This is a genomic window from Amycolatopsis sp. cmx-11-32 (genome assembly GCF_047608695.1).
In the GTDB taxonomy this organism is placed as follows: Bacteria; Actinomycetota; Actinomycetes; order Mycobacteriales; family Pseudonocardiaceae; genus Amycolatopsis.
In genome coordinates this window covers 319,178-335,147 of sequence record NZ_JADNQN010000008.1, presented here as the reverse complement: position 1 = coordinate 335,147, position 15,970 = coordinate 319,178, and the positions used below count along the sequence as shown (strand labels likewise).

The following is a 15,970-nucleotide window of genomic DNA, read 5'->3' as shown; positions in this document are numbered from 1 at the left end:
TGGCCGAAAAGAACAGCGTTCAACGGTTAAGCTCCCCCGCATGCCGAAACTGCTGGTGGTGGAAGACGACGACGCGATCGGCGGCGTCCTCGAATCGACCCTCCGCCTGCACGGTTACGAGGTCTCCTGGAAACGCGACGGCCGCACCGCGCTCACGGCGGCAGCGGACGGCGACATCGATTTCGTCCTGCTCGACCTCGGTCTGCCGGATCTGGACGGGGTCGAGGTCTGCCGTCGGCTGCGCGCGGAACTCCCCGGCGCCGTTCTGGTCATCCTGACCGCCAGGCAGGAGGAAATGGACGTCGTCGTGGGCCTGGAGGCCGGGGCCGACGACTACCTCACCAAACCCATCCGCCTCGGCGAACTGCTCGCGAGAGTGCGGGCGCACCTGCGGCGCGGGACGGCCCCGCCGGAAAGCAGGCCCGCGATCGCCATCGGGAGTCTGCGGGTGGACACCGCCGGACGCCGGGTCAGTGTCGGCGGACGGGAGATCTCGTTGCGGGCCAAGGAGTTCGACCTGCTCGCGCGGCTCGCCGAGCAGCCGGGTGTCGCGGTCAGCCGGGACACCCTGATGTCGGAGGTGTGGGACGCGCACTGGTACGGCTCCACCAAGACCCTGGACGTCCACATCGCCGCGCTGCGGCGGAAACTGACCGAATCGGCGCCCACGCCCGAGCAGGCGCCGCGGATTTCGACGCTGCGCGGCCACGGCTACCGCCTCGAACAACCCTTCGAGACGTGATCGGACGGGCATCACCCGTGACTGGATGGACATCACGGGTGATGCCCGCTCAATCACGTGTGATGCCCGTCCAGTCACGAGACATACCTCAGTAGTCGCGGAGGTCGGAGACCTCGTCGCGGGCGGCGAGTTGCGCGATCCACGCCGACGCCACCACGCACGACACGATCACCACCGCCCCCAGCATCCCGAAGTACCCGTGGGGAAAGGATTCCCATTCCGCCGGCGTGAAGAGGACGAACAGCACGCCCAGCAGGTGTCCGGCGATCAGGCCACCGCCGCCGACGATCAGCGCGTCGCCCGCGATGAACGTCGCCACCTGGCGGCGTTTCCCGCCGAGGGTGCTGACGATCAGCAGGTCACGGCGGCGTTCGTTGAGCGCCAGCCCGAACGACGGCCCGGCCGCGGCCGCGGCGAGCACGAGTGACGCCACCTTGTCCACCGTGGCCGCCGTGCAGCCGTCCCTGGTGAGCGCGGACGCGATCGCGAAGGCCACCGCCAGCGCGACCAGTGACACCGACCGCGCCAGCAGCGCACTCCGCCACGAAATGGACAGCGCGAGGACACCCGCGAGCCCGGAGACCAACGGCCTGAGCACCCCGCCGATCGCCCGCTTTCCCTTACGCAGTCCCAGCTCCACCAGCCGCCACAACAGCATCGTGCCGCCGGCCCAGCCGAGCAGCGGCCAGAGAAAGGCGAGCGCGAGCAGGATGAAGTCGAGACCGTAGGGCGACCACCACGGCGGCCCGTCGTCGGCGGGGACGAAATACCACTCGCGCAGCACCGGCGGCAGCACGGCGAGGGCCGCGACGAGCGGCCCGGCCAGCAGCAAGAGAACGATTTCCCAGGTGAGCGATACGCCGGTTCCGGTCAGGAAGCCACCCGCCAGCGACAGCACGACCCCGGCCACGCCACCGGTCAGCCCGGAGACCGCGGCTTCGGCGGAGGCCAGTCCGAGTACCTGTCCACCGGTCGCGCCGCGGGCGCGAAGCAGGTCCTGGTCCGCCCGCAACGAACGCTCCGAAGGGGCGGCCAGCAGCACCACGAGCACTGTCGCGGGTACCCACGGCGGGGCCGGATGCCCGGCCCAGCCGTGCACCGCGAGCAGCGTGATCACGATCGCGACCCCGGCCGCGGGCACGCCGAGCCTGGCGGGGCGCACTCGCGCGATCCCGCCGACCCACAACGCCATCGCCGCGATCACAGGTCCCGCACCAGCTTCCCGTCGACCATCGCCCAGCTCTCGCCGAACAGCCCTGCCGGTGCCTGCTCGGCCGTGGCCACCAGCAGCCCGGCGGCCAGCCGGTCCGCCGCCTGCACGAGCCTGCCCAGCAGCCGTTCCCCGGACCGCCGGTCCAGCCAGCCCGCCGGGTCGTCGGCGAGGATCAGTTTCGGCTCGGGCGCGAGCGCCCTGGCCAGGATGGCCAGCCGGATCTGCTCACCGGTCAGGTCACGAGGCGCCTTCTTGGCGAAACCGGCGAGACCCACCAGTTCCAGCGCGCCGTCGACGGCGTCGCGGACCGCGGTGCCGGTCCGGCCCGCGAGGACCAGCGGCAGTGCGACGTTGAGCCGGACGTCGAGATCGCGCAGCAGCCCGCCGTCCTGCAGCATCAGCCCGATCAGGTCGGGGCCCGGCGGCGACGGTCCGAACGCGGGCCAGTCGATGGTGCCCGCCGTCGGCTTCTTCATCCCGGCGAGCAGATGCAGCAACGTGGTCTTCCCGGCTCCGGCCCTGCCGGTCACCACCGCGCGGGTCCGCGCGCCGATGGCGCAGCTGACGCCGTGCACGGCCACCACCGCGGTCAGTCCGGTGCCGTAGGTGTGCGCCAGTTCGTCGGTGCGGACCAGCGGTGCCGTCACGCCACTCTCACGATCCGGTGCGCGGCCGCCGCGATGTCGGGATCACGGGTCGCCACGACGACGGCCGTCCCCCGGCGCGCGACGGCGCACAACAGGTCCATGAGTTCGAGGGCGGCGAGCCCGTCGAGTTCGCCCGCCGGTTCGTCGGCGAAGACGACCTCGGGCGCACCGGCCAGTGCGACGGCGACCCCGGCCCGCGCGCCCTCCAGTGCGGACAACGTATCCGGATAGGCGTCGCCGCGTGCGGCCAGCCCGGCCAGTTCAAGCAGGTCAGCGGCGTTTCCGGGGGCGCGGCGGGTGGAGAGCCGTCCCGCCAGCAGGACATTCTGCGCCACGGTGAGATGACCGAAGAGGTTCCCGCGCCTGAGCAGCACGCCGACGCCGGCGGCGACCACCGGGGCGTCGCCACTTCCGGCGGGCAGCACGGCCACACACTCGCCCGGGACGGCGTACCGGACGAGGGGGACGGATCCGGGCCCCGGGCCTGCCAGGACGGCGGCACGTCGGCGCATGGCCCCAAGGTAGAGCGAACGGGGTCAACATCGCCTTGATCTCAGGTCAACGGACGGCAAAATATCGCGTCGGGTGGGTGATCCTCGCCCTTGTCGGCCACACTCTGTCCGTGCGCCGCCGGATCGTCACCCTCACCGTGCTGGCCGCGGTGCTGGCGATCACCCTCTTCGGAGTGCCGCTGGCCGTCGCGGTCGCGAGGTTCCACGAGAGCATGTCCACGTACGACCTCGAACGCGCCGCCGACACCGTCGCCCTCGCCGTGACCGGTGAACTCGCCAACGGACGGGTCCCGGAGCTCAGGCCCGTCGTGCCCGGCGAGGGCGAAGACCGGATCCACGGCATCAAGGTCGCGGTCTACACCCCGACCGGCAGGCTCATGACCGGCGACGGGCCGGCCACCGCCGACGCGTTCGTGCTCGAAGCGCGCCGGACCGACATGGCGACCGGGCTACTCGGTGACGAAGTGGTCCTCGCCATCCCGGTACTCAGCGGACCGTCGCTGGTCGGGGTGATCCGCGCCGCCCATCCCCGGTCCGAACTGGACGCCAGGATCCGGCTGACCTGGCTGAAGATGGCCGGGCTCGCCGCCATCGCGATCGGGGCGAGCTGGCTGATCGGGCGCCGGATCGCCACCCGGCTGGCGCGGCCGCTGGAGGATCTGGCCGTCTCCGCCGAACGTCTCGGCGAGGGTGACTTCACCGTGCGCGCTCGCCGCACCGGGGTCCGCGAGATCGATCAGGTCGCCGAAGCGCTCGACGTCACCTCCGCCCGGATCGGCGAGACGCTGGAACGGGAGCGCACTTTCTCCTCCGACGCCTCTCACCAGCTGCGGACGCCGTTGACCGGGCTGCGCCTGCAACTGGAGGCGGCACTCGAGAGCCCCGATCGCGACCCCTACGCGACGATCCGCGACGGAATCGCGTCGGCCGACCGGCTGGAACGCACCATCGACGACCTGCTGGCGCTGGCCAAACAGACCAGGGCCCCGCGCGCCCTGCTGGACCTGGGCAAACTTTTCGAGGAGGTCCGCCAGACCTGGCACGGCCTGCTCGCCGGACGCGGCCGGGCGCTGCGGATCAGCGGACGCGAGGCCCTGCCGGCGCGGGCGGCGGACGCGGCCGTGCGGCAGGTTCTCGCCGTACTCCTGGACAACGCGGCGACGCACGGACGCGGCACGGTCACCGTCCTCGCTCGCGACGCCGGGGACGCGCTGGCCATCGACGTGAGCGACGAGGGCGCCATCCCGGACGGGCACGATCCGTTCGTGACCGGGGACGAGTCCGAGGAGCGGGCGGGCCACGGGATCGGGCTGCGGCTGGCGCGGAGCCTGTCCGAGGCGGAAGGCGGACGTCTGCGGCTGACCAGCCCGTCGCCGACGACGTTCACACTGCTCCTGCCCGCCGAGCGTCCCTCACCCTGCGAAGAAGGCCCGGGCCTGGCGAGCTAGGGGGGGTTACTCGCCAGGCCGGGCCGGTAGGAGGCAAACGCGCCCCGACAGCGCGCACGGCATGCCACCTGAAAGAAGACGGTAAAGACCAGCGGGCCAACGGACGGTACACGCCGGATTAACTGACACTTTGCTTTTGAATGTCACTGCGCTTTCAGATGACGAAAGGACTTCCGTGACCGTCCAGCCGGACTGAATCGATCGTGGGAAGATTGGGCGTATGACCACCGAGCCGGCGCCGAGATGGCGGAGACTGGAACCGGACGAGCGTAAGGAACAGATCTTCGCCTGCGCGGCCCGCCTTTTCGGGGCCCGTCCGTACTCGGAAGTGTCCACATCGGACATCGCGGCGGAGGCCGGGGTGGCCAGGGGTCTGATCAACCATTACTTCGGCACCAAGCGCGAACTCTACCTGGAGATCATCCGGCGGGCGCTGACCGTGCCGCGGCTCGCGGTCGAGATCCTGCCGGAGGGCCCGCTCGATCTGCGCGCCGACGTCGCCATCGACTGGTTCCTGGACATGGTCACCAGCCAGGAAAAGATGTGGCTGGCCGCGATCGCGCCCGAGGGCATCGGCAGGGACCTCGAAGTCGAACGGATCCTCGAGGAGGCCGATCGCGAATCGGCGGACCGGGTGCTCGAAGCGGTCGGTCTCTCCCGCGAAAGCGAGCACGGGCAGGAGCTCAACGCGCTGGTCCGCGCGTTCGGCGGAATGGTCAAGGCGGCGGGCCGCGAATGGCTGGTGCGCGGTTCGCTCAATCGCGAGCAGGTGCACACGCTGCTCAGCAAGTCGCTGGTCACGCTGGTCGGTGAGGTCTTCCCCGAGATCCAGCGGGCGGCACCGCGAAGCTGACGGGGAGAAGCCCCCGGCACCTCGAGGGGGAGGTGGGTGCCAGGGGCTTCATGACCGGTGACGAGCACCGGTATTCCTCCACACTACGCCGATTCACTGTCACGGCTCTGTCAAACTTTCGAGAGCCCCCAGCTGGGCGAGCCGGTGCTCCAGCCCGTCAAGGCAACACTCGACCGCGTAGGCGTAGAGACGTTCGTAGTAGCCGGCCGCGAGATCGGGATCGGCGATCAGCGCAGCGATCGACTCCCCCAGCGCCGCCATCCCCGGCAGGTCCTCGCGGGTGCGAAACGCCGCATACCCCTCGGACCGGTCGAGCTGCAGCGCCATCGCGCTCTCGCGGTCGTCCTCCATCGCGACGAACTGGCAGGCGGTGGCGAGCAGCAAGTTGTAGGCGAACGGCGACTCGGCACCGAAGCCTGCCGCGAGCAGGCGGCCGATACCGGTGTTCATGGTCGGCACGGCCGCGGCGACCGACGGCCCGAACAGGGCCAGCCGCCGCGCCGAACCGGGATAGCGGCGCAGCACGGTCCGCACGGTGGGCAGGAACTCGTCGAACCAGGCCCGCCACGGCAGGGTCTCGTCGGGCAGGGTCAATTCGCCGACCACCCGGTCCAGCACCGCGACGACGACGGTGTCCCGGTCGCCCACGTGGTGGTAGACCACTGCGGGATAGGCGTCGACAGCGGCCGCGAGCTGCCGCAGCGTCCAGTTCTCCAAGCCGGATTCGGCCGAAAGCTCCAGCGCGGCGTCGACGATCCGCTCCTTGGTGACCGCCTGCCGTCCGGAAGCCGCGCGCGACCGTGGCCGGGAACCCGCGTCTTCGGAGAAAGTCGGCATGCGGGCTACCGTATCCGCATTCGGCCGGTGGCACGGCGGGGGACATCCGGGGAGGATCAGCGCATGCCCCGCGCGCGTGTGAACGGCCTCGAACTCGAATACGACACCTTCGGCTCCCCCTCGAACCCGCCACTCGTCCTGGTGATGGGGCTCGGCGCCCAGCTGGTCACGTGGGAGGTCGGCTTCTGCGAACTGCTCGCCGAGGGCGGGTTCCACGTCGTCCGGTTCGACAACCGCGACATCGGCCTGTCGTCCTATCTGGACGACCTTCCCGCGCCGGACCTGGCCGCCCTCGCGGCCGGTGACCTGGACACGGCGCCGTACCTGCTGTCCGATCTCGCGTCCGACGTCACCGGCCTGTTCGACGCGCTCGGCTTCGAGCGCGCGCACGTCGTCGGCGCGTCCATGGGCGGGATGATCGTGCAGCAGCTCGCGATCGATTCACCGGAGCGGCTGCTCAGCCTGACGTCGATCATGTCGACCACCGGGGACCCCTCGGTCGGGCATCCGGAGCCGTCGGCCCTCGCCGGGCTGACGCGCCCGCCCGCCGCCACCCGCGAGCAGGCGATCGAAGACGGCGTCGCGTGGTTCAAGCTCGTGGGCTCGCCCGGTCACCCTTCGGACGACGAGTTCCTGCGGATGAAGGCTGCCCGTAACCACGACCGCGCGAACCACCCGGCGGGTGGGCTGCGGCAAGCGGCCGCCGTCGTCGCTTCGGGCGACCGCACGACGAAACTACGCGAGGTCCACGTCCCGACGCTCGTCATCCACGGCGAGCACGACCCGCTGATCAACGTCAGCGGCGGGAAGGCGACCGCGGAGGCGATCCCGGACGCCGAACTGCTGCTGTTCCCCGGCATGGGACACGAACTGCCACGGCAGCTGTGGTCCGCGATCGCAGACGCGATCATCGAGCACGCGCGCAAGGTCTGACGCGACAAAATTTCGTCAAGAACTTCGGCGTCCGCGTAGGGAACCCGTTCACGCGCACGACACGGCCGGTGACGCGGAGTTGACTGAACGGATGAGGAATCCCGAGTGCTTCGGTTTCCCGTTCGGTTGTGTCTCCGTCGTCGCCGCGGCGTCGGTGGCCGGTCTGCTCGGTTCGGCCCGACATCCTGGCCTTTCCCTGGCGGCCTTGGGGTTCGTCGTGCTCGTGGCCGGCGTGGTGACCACCGCGGCCGCCGCGGGCGGGACGGCGGTGATCGCCTGGAGTGTCCATTCGGGATTCACCGCCGGGACGCTGGGCGCGCTCGAATTCTCCGCCGAGACAGGTCTCGCCGCTGTCGTTTTCGCGGGCGCGACGGTGACCGGCGCACTCGCCGGAGCGGCACAACGCGGCCGCTGGCTTCAGCGCGCGACGACCATCGCGACGACGGTCGTGAAGGATCCGCCAACGTTCAAGGTCAGCGCCTTCCGCACGCCTTCGACCTGAAGGGGGCCCGGCGGTTCCCGCCACCTGACGCACGTCGTGCACCATCCGCACGGCCCCGTCCAGCTGCCCGCGCCGACCAGGTGACGTAAATCGACTCGCCAACCGGGTTGGTTCCTGACAGGCTGGGATCGTCACATGTCGTCACCTCGGAGGTAGCAATGACTGAACCGGCACCATCCCCAGCGGATGGCGAAGAGGACGACAACAAGCGCAAGTTCCGTGAGGCGCTGGAGCGCAAGCAGGCGCAGGCCCGCTCCGGCTCGGCCCACGAGAACGCCGGCGGGAAGAACCTGCACGCCCACGGGCCCGCCGCGAACAAGCGCACCTTCCGTCGCAAGAGCGGCTGAGTCCCCTCACGCACGTGTGATGACGGGACTTTCATCGCAAATTTCGCGATGAAAGTCCCGTTCGTTACGTTCGGCCCGGCGAGACCTACACCGTCAGGATCGACCGCAGCCCGCCGACCTCGGTCATCCGCCGCTCGGCCAGCCGGTCCGCGGCCGCCGCCGGGGGCACGCCGTCGGCCTTGGCCAGCGCGAACACCGCCTTGGTGGTGTCGAAGATCGCCGTGGTCTTGCGCTTCGCCCGCGCGAAGTCGAAACCGTGCCGTTCGTCGTCGACCTGGATCACTCCACCGGCGTTGACCAGGTAATCCGGCGCGAAAAGGATGCCGCGGTCGTCGAGTTGCTTGTCGATTCCGGGGTGCGCGAGCTGGTTGTTGGCCGCGCCGCAGACGATCTTGGTGCGCAGCTCGCCGACCGTCTCGTCGGTGAGCACGCCGCCCAGCGCGCACGGCGCGAAGACATCGAGTTCGGTGCGGATCAGCGTGTCGAGGTCTTCGACCACCTCGACGGCGGGGTACGCCGCGCGGGTGCGCTCGATCGCCGCGGGCGAGACGTCGGTGATGACCACCTGCGCGCCCGCCTCGATCAGGTGCCCGACCAGGATGTGCCCGACCTTGCCGACCCCGGCGACACCGACCTTGCGGCCCGCGAGGTCCGGGACACCCCAGACGGCGTCCGCGGCGGCACGCATGCCCTGATAGGTGCCGAAAGCGGTGAGCACCGAGGAGTCGCCGGCGCCGCCGTTCTCCGGCGAGCGGCCCGTGACGAACTCCGATTCACGGGCGACGACGTCCATGTCCTGCACGTAGGTGCCCACGTCGCAGGCGGTGATGTAGCGGCCGCCCAGTGTCTGGACGAACCGGCCGAAGGCGCGAAGCAGCGCTTCGGTCTTGTGCTTGTGGGGATCGCCGATGATGACGGCCTTGCCGCCGCCGAGGTCGAGGCCGGCGAGCGCGTTCTTGTAGGCCATCCCCTTCGACAACGCGAGGACGTCCGCGAGCGCCGCGTCCTCGGACTCGTAGGGGTAGAACCGGGTTCCACCGAGCGACGGGCCCAGCGCCGTCGAGTAGATCCCGATGATGGCCTTCAGGCCGGTGGCCTGGTCTTGGCAGAAGACGACCTGTTCATGGCCGGTACCTTGGCCGAACACTTCGGTCACTGTGGTGACTCCTTGTCACTGGAGTGCACGCCGCTTGTGGCGGACGTGCGCGTTCCTCGATCAAGGCACGGTCCCCGCGCGAAGGTCATCCGGGCGGCGACAGTGCCACAGCGCAAACTTAGCGGACGATTTCGTCCAGGATGCGGAGTGCGGAGTCGAGCTGAGTGTCGGACAGGTACGGCGCCGGTCCGAACCTCAGGTACGCGCCGCGACTGTCGGCCCGGACCCCCCGTTCGGCGAGGGCGGCCTGCAGCGCGCCGGCGTCGGCGCAGTTCAGCGACAGGAAACCACCGATGCGGTCCAGCGGCGCCTCCCGGTCACGCGTGATGACGTCCTCTGGCAAGCCCAGCTTGTCGAACCCCTCGGCGAGGAAGCCGACCTGGTGCCGTGACACCTCCCGCAGGAACTCGGGCGTGAGCCCTTGCTCGGCGAAGAACCGGAAGACGCGAGCGCCCCGGTAGTGGCTCGTCGGGTCGTAGGTCGCCCCGGCGAACCTGTCCGATCCGGAGGCGTACGCGACCTGGCCGGGGCGGCGCTCGTCCGCGAGCGCGCCGAACTCGGCGTACCAGCCGGTGACGACCGGCCGCAGTTCCTGCGCGTGCGCGGGCATCCGCAGGAAGCAGTTGCCCTCGCCGAGCTGGAGGTACTTGTAGCCGCCGCCGAGCACCCAGGCGTTGGTGAGCCCGAGGTCGTGCAGCGCGAACGGGACGGCGCCGAGCGCGTGGTAGGCGTCGACGACGAGATTCACCGACTTCGCGAGGCAGACGTCGGCGAGGTGGGCCAGGCCCGGTACGAGTCTGGAGGTCTCGAACAGCACGGCCGAGACGAGGACCGCGGCGGTGTCTTCGGTGACCTCGGCCGCGACGCGTTCGGCCAGGGTGGCGACCGGAGTCGAGGGGACGCGGACCACCTCGACGCCCTCCTCGGCCAGCCGCGCCAGCTGACGGCGCAGCGTGTGAAACTCCCCGTCGGTGGTGATCAGGCGCGGACGCCCGCGCAGGTCCATCGCCGAAAGGAATCGGATCACCAGGTCGTGGGTGCTGGCACCGAGCGCGATGTCGCCGTGCGGGTCACCGAGCAGCGCCCGGAACCCGGCCCGCATCTCGTCGGCCTTCGCGAAGGCCCTGTCCCACTTCGTGTCGACCTCTTCGGCCGCGTCGGTGAAAGCCTCGAGAAGGCCTTCTTGCGCGACGTCAGGCCAGGCCTGGTGTGAGTGCCCGGTCAACAGGATCCGGTCCGCAACACCGAATTTCGTGTACTGCGCCGCGAGCGCGTTGGGGTCGCGGCGGAGCTCGTCGAGGTTCCTCAAAGCTTGCTCCGCACCGCCCAGAGGTCCGGGAACATCGGGGAGAAAAGAGTCGTACGCAGGTAGTGCGCGCCCGACGAACCCCCCGTCCCGGTCTTGTCTCCGATGGTGCGCTCGACCATCTTCACGTGCCGATACCGCCACTCCTGCATCCCTTCGTCCAGATCGACCAGGTGCTCCGCCACGACCGACGGCCCTGTGTCGTCGCGATAAACCCGCAGTAGAACCTCTTGGAGCGCTGGAGAGGGTTCGAGTGGCTTGGTGACATCGCGCCCGGTCGGGACGTCGTACTCCTTCACCGCGAGGTACGTGACGAAGGAATCGAAGAGCGACGGCCGTGACATCGCGCCGGCGATGCCGGCACGCTGTTCACCGCCCTCGGGGTAATGCGCGAACACCCGTTCGTCCCGGCGGCCGAGGACGGCCTCCAGTACGCGGAATTGAGCCGACTGGAACCCGCTCGAAGCGTCGAGTCGCGCACGGAAACTGGCGAATTGGCTCGGAGTCATCGTCTCGAGCACATCGATCTGCGCGACCACCACCTTGAAGATAGTCAGGATCCGCCTCAGTGTGCGGACGGCGTGAGCGGTGTTACCCGCCTCGAGCTGCTCCTGCAGGTAAAGCGCCTCGTGGAGAACTTGTTTGAACCAAAGTTCATACACTTGGTGGATCACGATGAAGAGCAATTCATCGTGTTCATCGGACTTCGGATGCTGCGCGTCCAGTAATTCGTCCAGTGAAAGGTAGGACGTGTAACTCAATGCGGCCTGGGTGTCGTTCATGGTTCAGTCACTCCATCGATATCGCGCCGACCGCGGTCGCCTGTCATGGTTCGGTCACCTCGTCGAAGTGGCGCTGTGCCGCCGGAGCGAGCGCCCGGTAAAGATCGTGGAACAGCTCGACCGCTGCCGCCCGGCTCGGCGGAGCCGGCACCAGCCCGACCGGGAGTTCCGGGTCGAGCGACGGGAAGGCGCGGAAGGTGTGCGTCAACCAGGTTCGGACCTGGAACGCCTCGACGTCAGGCAGGTCACCTGAACAGCCGCCGAAATCTCGGACGAACGCGTCGTAACGCGCGGCGAGGTCGTCGAGGTTCCAGGCCCGGCCGGCGAACCGCCGGACGTCGAGGGCTTCCGACGGTTTGCCGAGCATCAGCCCGGCGTGTTCGGAGACGTCCAATTCCGCCAGCAGGGTGAGCACCTCGGCCTCGCGGTCGTGCGGGGCGATCCAGGTGCCGTCCTGTACCGGGCCGAAGCCGAGGAAACGCAGGCGGCGCACCAGCCGCTCCCGCGCCTGGCGGCGGCTTTCCGGGATGCTCTGCCACAACACGGTCCACTGGCCGACCTCGCGTTCGCGGCGGCCGAGGGAGAAGATCCGGCGATCGCCGTCCTCCAGCAGCGCGATCGTGCGGCGGGTCAGCGAGTAGTGGACGAGCCTGCCCGCCTTGTGCCTCGCGAGCAGGTCGCGGCGAGCGAGCCGTGCCAGCGCGATCCGCGCGGCGCCGTCGGAGAAGCCCAGCCCGGCGAGCACGCCGACCAGGCCGCCGGACCAGACACGGCGGCTCTCGCGTGGCGACACATAGGTGCCGAGCAGCGTCATCACCAGTTCCTGGGGGCCTGGGTCGCCGTGGGGCGGGGCCGATTCGGGCATGCGGGCAACTCTATACACCTCAGGCCGCTGCGGTGTAGCTTGATTCGAGTGACGTACTTCGCGGATTTGAGCTCGCGTCAGGCGGCCGCGCTCGCGTCCAGTGAGCGCGTTCCGGTGCTGCTGCTGCCGGTGGGAGCCGTCGAACCGCATGGGCCGCACGCGCCGCTGGGCACCGATCCCCTGATCTCACGGGGAATGTGCGAGCGCGCCGCCGCGCGGCTGGCGGGCGACCCCGGCGTGCGCGTGCTGATCCTGCCCGAAGTGCCCTACGGCGTGACCCGGTTCGCGGCCGGGTTCGCGGGCGGCGTCTCGATCGGCGAGGACACCCTGCACACGCTGCTGACCGACATCTGCGGCGCGCTCGTCGAGCAGGGGTTGCCGAAGATCCTGTTGGTCAACAACCATTTCGAGCCCGCACATCTGGCGGTGCTGCGACGCGTGGCGGAGACCGCCGGTGTCGGCTTCGTCGATCTCGTCCGCCGCCGGTACGCGGCCCGGCTCACCGACGAGTTCCGGTCCGGCACGTGCCACGCCGGGCAGTACGAGACGTCGCTGGTGCTCGCCGACCGGCCGGACCTGGTCGATGTCACGATTCAGCGCGAGTTGCGACCGGTCCACGTCGACCTGGCCCGCGATGGGGTCACCGACTTCGCCTCGGCCGGGATGACCGAGGCCTACTGCGGAACCCCTGCCCAGGCGACCGCCGAAGAAGGCGAGCGGACCTTCTCGGTACTCACCGACATCCTGGTCGAAGCGATCCGGGAGCTGGTATGACCTTCAACCTGGCGACCCATTTCGTCGACCGGCTCCCCGGCGCGCGGACGGCGCTGGTGTGCGGCGACGAGGAAGTGACCTACGCGGAGCTGGCCGCCCTGGTGAACCGGGCCGGGAACGTGCTGCGCGATCTCGGTGTCCGAAGTGGACAGCGGGTCCTGCTGGCGCTGAACGACAGCATCGAGTTCGTGGCCGTCTGGTACGCGGCGCAGAAGATCGGCGCGGTCACCGCCGAGGTTTATTCCTTCCTGCAACCCAAGGATTACGCGTACTACCTGAACTACACCGAAGCCGCGGTCGTCATCGCCGACGGCTCCACACTGCCCGTGTTGCGCGAGGCCGGGGCGCGGAACCTGCTGGTGATCGGCGAGGCTTCCCTGGAACCCGGCGAGCACTCGTTCGCCTCGCTGGTCGCTTCGGCCTCCCCCGAACTGGAAGCCGCGCCGACCACGCTGGACGACGTCGCGATCTGGAAGTTCACCACCGGCAGCACCGGTTCTCCCAAGGCGTGCGTGCACCCGGCGCGCAGCGCGCTGGAGAGCTTCGACCGGTACGCGCTCGGCGTCCTCGGACTCCGCGAAGACGACCGCGTGCTGGCCGTGCCGAAACTGTTCTTCGGCTACGCCCGCGATCTGACCGCGTTGTTCCCGTTCGGTGTCGGCGCGTCCGGGATCGTGTTCCCGCAGCGCAGTACCGCCGATCTGCTGTTCACCCTGATCGAGCGCTACCGGCCGACGATCCTGGTGAACGTGCCGACCATGATGAGCGCGATGATCGCCCATCCGGACGCGGCAGGAGTGGACATGAGTTCGCTGCGGCTAGCGACGTCGGCCGGTGAGGCGCTGCCTTCGGAGCTGCATCGCAAGTGGGACAACCTGTTCGGTGTCCCGGTGATCGACGGGATCGGCTCTTCGGAGGCGTACCACATCTATCTGTCCAATGTGCCCGGCGCGCAGCGGGTCGGCAGCCTCGGCCGCGAGGTCCCCGGTTACACCGCTCGTATACTGGATGAGACCGGTGATCCGTTGCCGGACAACGAGATCGGCACGCTGGAGGTCACCGGCCCGTCCATCGCCCGCGAGTACTACGGCGACGCGGAGAAGTCCGCGCGGACGTTCCACGGCGACACCCTGCGCACGGGTGACCTGTTCAGCCGCGACACGGACGGATACTTCCACCACCACGGCCGCGTCGACGACCTGCTGAAGGTGTCCGGCGTGTTCGTCGCGCCGAGCGAGATCGAAGACTGCCTCATCGGTCATCCCGCCGTCGTCGACTGCGCGGTGCTGGGGGTGACCGTCGACGGCTTGATGGTCCCGCGGGCGTGCGTCGTGCTGGCGGAGGGCTTTTCCGTTACCGCTGAAGAATTGAAGAACCACGCGCGGGCTCATCTGGCGAAGCACAAATATCCGCGCGAGGTGGTGTTCGTGACCGAACTCCCCCGCACCGCCAACGGAAAACTCGATCGGCGCACGTTGCGCCGGGTGGAGGCAGAGTGAGAATCGTCGTCGTCACCGGCGGGACACGCGGGATCGGCGCGGCCATCGCCGCGCGATTCCAGGCCGCGGGTGACCAGGTGCACGCCCCCGGCCGGGCCGACTGCGACGTCACCGACGAGGACGCCGTCGCCCGGTACTTCGACGGCCTCGGCCCGGTGGACGTGCTGGTGAACAACGCCGGGATCTCGGCGAGTGCCCCACTGGCGAAGACGTCGCTGGAACAGTGGCGGACGCAGATCGAGGTCAACGCGACCGGCGCTTTCCTGTGCACGCGGGCGGTTCTGCCCGGTATGCGGTCCCGTGACACCGGCCGGATCGTCACGGTCGCCTCGACGGCGGCGCAGATCGGTTACCGCTATACGGCCGGGTACACCGCGTCGAAGCACGCCGCCGTCGGCCTGATGCGCGCGACCGCCGCCGAGATCGCCGGCACCGGCGTCACCGCGAACGCAGTCTGCCCCGCCTTCGTGCGCACGGACATGACGGCCGCCTCCGTGGCCCGCATCCAGGAACGGACCGGCCGCGACGAGGCCGGTGCGGAAGCCGCCCTCGCCGCCGCGTCCCCGCTCGGCCGCCTGCTCGAACCCGACGAGGTCGCCCACGCGGTGGCCTTCTTCGCCGCGGCGGAAGCCGCCGCGATCAACGGACAGACACTCGTCCTCGATGGAGGTGGGATCCAGTCATGAGCCCGTTCCGCGCCACGCCGCCGATCACGGCGAACTGGGAGCACTTCGAGTTCACTGTGGACGATGGCGTCGCCACAGTCACCCTGGACCGTCCCGAAAAACTGAACGCGCTTACCTTCGACATCTACGCGGATCTGCGCGACCTGCTGGCCGAGTTGCCGCACCGCGGCGACGTCCGGGTGCTGGTCATCACCGGCCGCGGGCGCGGGTTCTGCTCCGGCGGCGACGTCGAAGAGATCATCGGCGAACTGCGGAAGATGGAGTCCGCGGAACTGCTGGAGTTCACCCGCATGACCGGCGCGGTGGTGAAAGCACTGCGGGAATGCCCCATCCCGGTGATCGCCGCGGTGAACGGCGTCGCGGCGGGCGCGGGTTCGGTGATCGCGCTGGCCAGCGACTTCCGGCTGCTGGCGTCCTCGGCGAAGTTCGCCTTCCTGTTCACGAAGGTCGGTCTGGCCGGGGCGGACATGGGCTCGGCGTACCTGCTGCCGCGGCTGGTCGGACTGGGCCGGGCGACGGAGTTGCTGATGCTGGGCGACAAGATCGACGCCACACGGGCCGAGGCGATCGGGCTGGCTTCCCGGGTCGTTGACGATTCCTCGCTGGCTTCCGAGGCTTCGGCTTTGGCTCGCCGTCTCGCTGACGGACCGGCGTTGGCTTACAGCACGACGAAGGTGCTATTGACGCGAGAGCTGGACATGGACCTGGGAAGTTCCATCGAACTTGAGGCGATCACTCAGGCCCTGCTGATGACCGCGAAGGATCACGGGGAGTTCTATGCGGCCTGGACGGCTGGGCGTTCGCCCCAGTGGACCGGTCGGTGAGCCTCTTCCGCGAGTAGGCGACTACTTGGCGTTCCGGTGGGGGT

At 69.5% G+C, this 15,970-nt stretch carries 18 protein-coding genes; 10 read left to right on the top strand and 8 right to left on the bottom strand.

Annotated features, from left to right (window positions below; all coding sequences use genetic code 11):
• Nucleotides 1-40: 40 nt before the first annotated feature.
• Nucleotides 41-742, top strand: coding sequence for a response regulator transcription factor (locus ACM6LR_RS25145; RefSeq protein ID WP_414941022.1), 702 nt, complete (start codon nt 41-43; stop codon nt 740-742).
• Between the two features lie 88 nt (nt 743-830).
• Here ACM6LR_RS25145 and ACM6LR_RS25140 read toward each other — a convergent pair whose 3' ends face one another.
• The 3 genes from ACM6LR_RS25140 to ACM6LR_RS25130 are packed head-to-tail and all read right to left on the bottom strand — an operon-like array spanning nt 831 to nt 3,114.
• Nucleotides 831-1,934, bottom strand: a complete 1,104-nt coding sequence (locus ACM6LR_RS25140; protein ID WP_414944618.1) for an ABC transporter permease — start codon at nt 1,932-1,934, stop codon at nt 831-833.
• Between the two features lie 8 nt (nt 1,935-1,942).
• Entirely contained in the window at nt 1,943-2,602 is a 660-nt protein-coding gene (locus ACM6LR_RS25135; protein WP_414941024.1) for an ATP-binding cassette domain-containing protein, read from the bottom strand.
• Nucleotides 2,599-3,114 (bottom strand): lipoprotein ABC transporter ATP-binding protein, encoded by a 516-nt coding sequence (locus tag ACM6LR_RS25130; protein ID WP_414944617.1) that lies wholly within the window; start codon nt 3,112-3,114, stop codon nt 2,599-2,601. Before ACM6LR_RS25130 ends, ACM6LR_RS25135 begins: the two co-directional genes overlap by 4 nt.
• A gap of 77 nt (nt 3,115-3,191) precedes the next feature.
• On the opposite strand from ACM6LR_RS25130, the gene ACM6LR_RS25125 reads away from it, so the two are divergent.
• On the top strand, nt 3,192-4,562 hold the full coding sequence (locus tag ACM6LR_RS25125) for a sensor histidine kinase (protein WP_414941026.1): 1,371 nt from the start codon (nt 3,192-3,194) through the stop codon (nt 4,560-4,562).
• A gap of 220 nt (nt 4,563-4,782) precedes the next feature.
• Nucleotides 4,783-5,415, top strand: a complete 633-nt coding sequence (locus ACM6LR_RS25120) for a TetR/AcrR family transcriptional regulator (RefSeq protein ID WP_414941027.1) — start codon at nt 4,783-4,785, stop codon at nt 5,413-5,415.
• A gap of 99 nt (nt 5,416-5,514) precedes the next feature.
• Here the strand turns inward: ACM6LR_RS25120 and ACM6LR_RS25115 are convergent, their stop codons facing one another.
• The gene (locus tag ACM6LR_RS25115; protein ID WP_414941028.1) at nt 5,515-6,252 is read right to left on the bottom strand and encodes a TetR/AcrR family transcriptional regulator; all 738 of its coding nucleotides are present in this window, start codon (nt 6,250-6,252) and stop codon (nt 5,515-5,517) included.
• Nucleotides 6,253-6,315: 63 nt separating this feature from the next.
• Here ACM6LR_RS25115 and ACM6LR_RS25110 point away from each other — a divergent pair, with 63 nt between their 5' ends.
• The 3 genes from ACM6LR_RS25110 to ACM6LR_RS25100 all read left to right on the top strand — a co-directional run bounded on the left by ACM6LR_RS25110 (nt 6,316) and on the right by ACM6LR_RS25100 (nt 8,034).
• Nucleotides 6,316-7,185 carry an alpha/beta fold hydrolase gene (locus tag ACM6LR_RS25110; RefSeq protein ID WP_414944616.1) on the top strand — a complete coding sequence of 290 codons (870 nt, stop codon included), beginning with the start codon at nt 6,316-6,318 and terminating at the stop codon, nt 7,183-7,185.
• Between the two features lie 91 nt (nt 7,186-7,276).
• On the top strand, nt 7,277-7,687 hold the full coding sequence (locus ACM6LR_RS25105; protein WP_414941030.1) for a hypothetical protein: 411 nt from the start codon (nt 7,277-7,279) through the stop codon (nt 7,685-7,687).
• 158 nt (nt 7,688-7,845) lie between these two features.
• On the top strand, nt 7,846-8,034 hold the full coding sequence (locus ACM6LR_RS25100) for a DUF5302 domain-containing protein (RefSeq protein ID WP_414941031.1): 189 nt from the start codon (nt 7,846-7,848) through the stop codon (nt 8,032-8,034).
• An 85-nt stretch (nt 8,035-8,119) separates the two neighbouring features.
• Here the strand turns inward: ACM6LR_RS25100 and ACM6LR_RS25095 are convergent, their stop codons facing one another.
• From ACM6LR_RS25095 to ACM6LR_RS25080, 4 genes are all read right to left on the bottom strand, one after another.
• Nucleotides 8,120-9,190 (bottom strand): Glu/Leu/Phe/Val family dehydrogenase, encoded by a 1,071-nt coding sequence (locus ACM6LR_RS25095; RefSeq protein ID WP_414941032.1) that lies wholly within the window; start codon nt 9,188-9,190, stop codon nt 8,120-8,122.
• Between the two features lie 118 nt (nt 9,191-9,308).
• Nucleotides 9,309-10,499, bottom strand: a complete 1,191-nt coding sequence (locus ACM6LR_RS25090) for a kynureninase (RefSeq protein ID WP_414941033.1) — start codon at nt 10,497-10,499, stop codon at nt 9,309-9,311.
• Nucleotides 10,496-11,278, bottom strand: a complete 783-nt coding sequence (locus ACM6LR_RS25085) for a tryptophan 2,3-dioxygenase (protein ID WP_414941035.1) — start codon at nt 11,276-11,278, stop codon at nt 10,496-10,498. Before ACM6LR_RS25085 ends, ACM6LR_RS25090 begins: the two co-directional genes overlap by 4 nt.
• A gap of 43 nt (nt 11,279-11,321) precedes the next feature.
• Entirely contained in the window at nt 11,322-12,143 is an 822-nt protein-coding gene (locus tag ACM6LR_RS25080) for a PaaX family transcriptional regulator C-terminal domain-containing protein (RefSeq protein WP_414941036.1), read from the bottom strand.
• A 48-nt stretch (nt 12,144-12,191) separates the two neighbouring features.
• On the opposite strand from ACM6LR_RS25080, the gene ACM6LR_RS25075 reads away from it, so the two are divergent.
• From ACM6LR_RS25075 to ACM6LR_RS25060, 4 genes are read left to right on the top strand one after another with little or no spacing between them, the layout of a single operon-like run.
• Nucleotides 12,192-12,917, top strand: a complete 726-nt coding sequence (locus ACM6LR_RS25075; protein WP_414941037.1) for a creatininase family protein — start codon at nt 12,192-12,194, stop codon at nt 12,915-12,917.
• Entirely contained in the window at nt 12,914-14,416 is a 1,503-nt protein-coding gene (locus ACM6LR_RS25070) for a benzoate-CoA ligase family protein (protein WP_414941038.1), read from the top strand. The genes ACM6LR_RS25075 and ACM6LR_RS25070 overlap by 4 nt, the downstream gene beginning before the upstream one ends.
• Nucleotides 14,413-15,102, top strand: coding sequence for an SDR family NAD(P)-dependent oxidoreductase (locus ACM6LR_RS25065; RefSeq protein WP_414941039.1), 690 nt, complete (start codon nt 14,413-14,415; stop codon nt 15,100-15,102). Before ACM6LR_RS25070 ends, ACM6LR_RS25065 begins: the two co-directional genes overlap by 4 nt.
• Entirely contained in the window at nt 15,099-15,926 is an 828-nt protein-coding gene (locus tag ACM6LR_RS25060; protein ID WP_414941040.1) for an enoyl-CoA hydratase family protein, read from the top strand. The genes ACM6LR_RS25065 and ACM6LR_RS25060 overlap by 4 nt, the downstream gene beginning before the upstream one ends.
• Nucleotides 15,927-15,970 lie beyond the last annotated feature (44 nt).

What these genes read in the sequence shown, in the direction of transcription:
- ACM6LR_RS25105 (WP_414941030.1), top strand. Translation starts at nt 7,277, where the DNA reads ATGAGGAATCCCGAGTGCTTCGGTTTCCCGTTCGGTTGTGTCTCCGTC.
- ACM6LR_RS25110 (WP_414944616.1), top strand. Translation starts at nt 6,316, where the DNA reads ATGCCCCGCGCGCGTGTGAACGGCCTCGAACTCGAATACGACACCTTC.
- ACM6LR_RS25130 (WP_414944617.1), bottom strand. Translation starts at nt 3,114, where the DNA reads ATGCGCCGACGTGCCGCCGTCCTGGCAGGCCCGGGGCCCGGATCCGTC.
- ACM6LR_RS25070 (WP_414941038.1), top strand. Translation starts at nt 12,914, where the DNA reads ATGACCTTCAACCTGGCGACCCATTTCGTCGACCGGCTCCCCGGCGCG.
- ACM6LR_RS25145 (WP_414941022.1), top strand. Translation starts at nt 41, where the DNA reads ATGCCGAAACTGCTGGTGGTGGAAGACGACGACGCGATCGGCGGCGTC.
- ACM6LR_RS25080 (WP_414941036.1), bottom strand. Translation starts at nt 12,143, where the DNA reads ATGCCCGAATCGGCCCCGCCCCACGGCGACCCAGGCCCCCAGGAACTG.
- ACM6LR_RS25115 (WP_414941028.1), bottom strand. Translation starts at nt 6,252, where the DNA reads ATGCCGACTTTCTCCGAAGACGCGGGTTCCCGGCCACGGTCGCGCGCG.
- ACM6LR_RS25100 (WP_414941031.1), top strand. Translation starts at nt 7,846, where the DNA reads ATGACTGAACCGGCACCATCCCCAGCGGATGGCGAAGAGGACGACAAC.
- ACM6LR_RS25085 (WP_414941035.1), bottom strand. Translation starts at nt 11,278, where the DNA reads ATGAACGACACCCAGGCCGCATTGAGTTACACGTCCTACCTTTCACTG.
- ACM6LR_RS25140 (WP_414944618.1), bottom strand. Translation starts at nt 1,934, where the DNA reads ATGGCGTTGTGGGTCGGCGGGATCGCGCGAGTGCGCCCCGCCAGGCTC.
- ACM6LR_RS25120 (WP_414941027.1), top strand. Translation starts at nt 4,783, where the DNA reads ATGACCACCGAGCCGGCGCCGAGATGGCGGAGACTGGAACCGGACGAG.
- ACM6LR_RS25060 (WP_414941040.1), top strand. Translation starts at nt 15,099, where the DNA reads ATGAGCCCGTTCCGCGCCACGCCGCCGATCACGGCGAACTGGGAGCAC.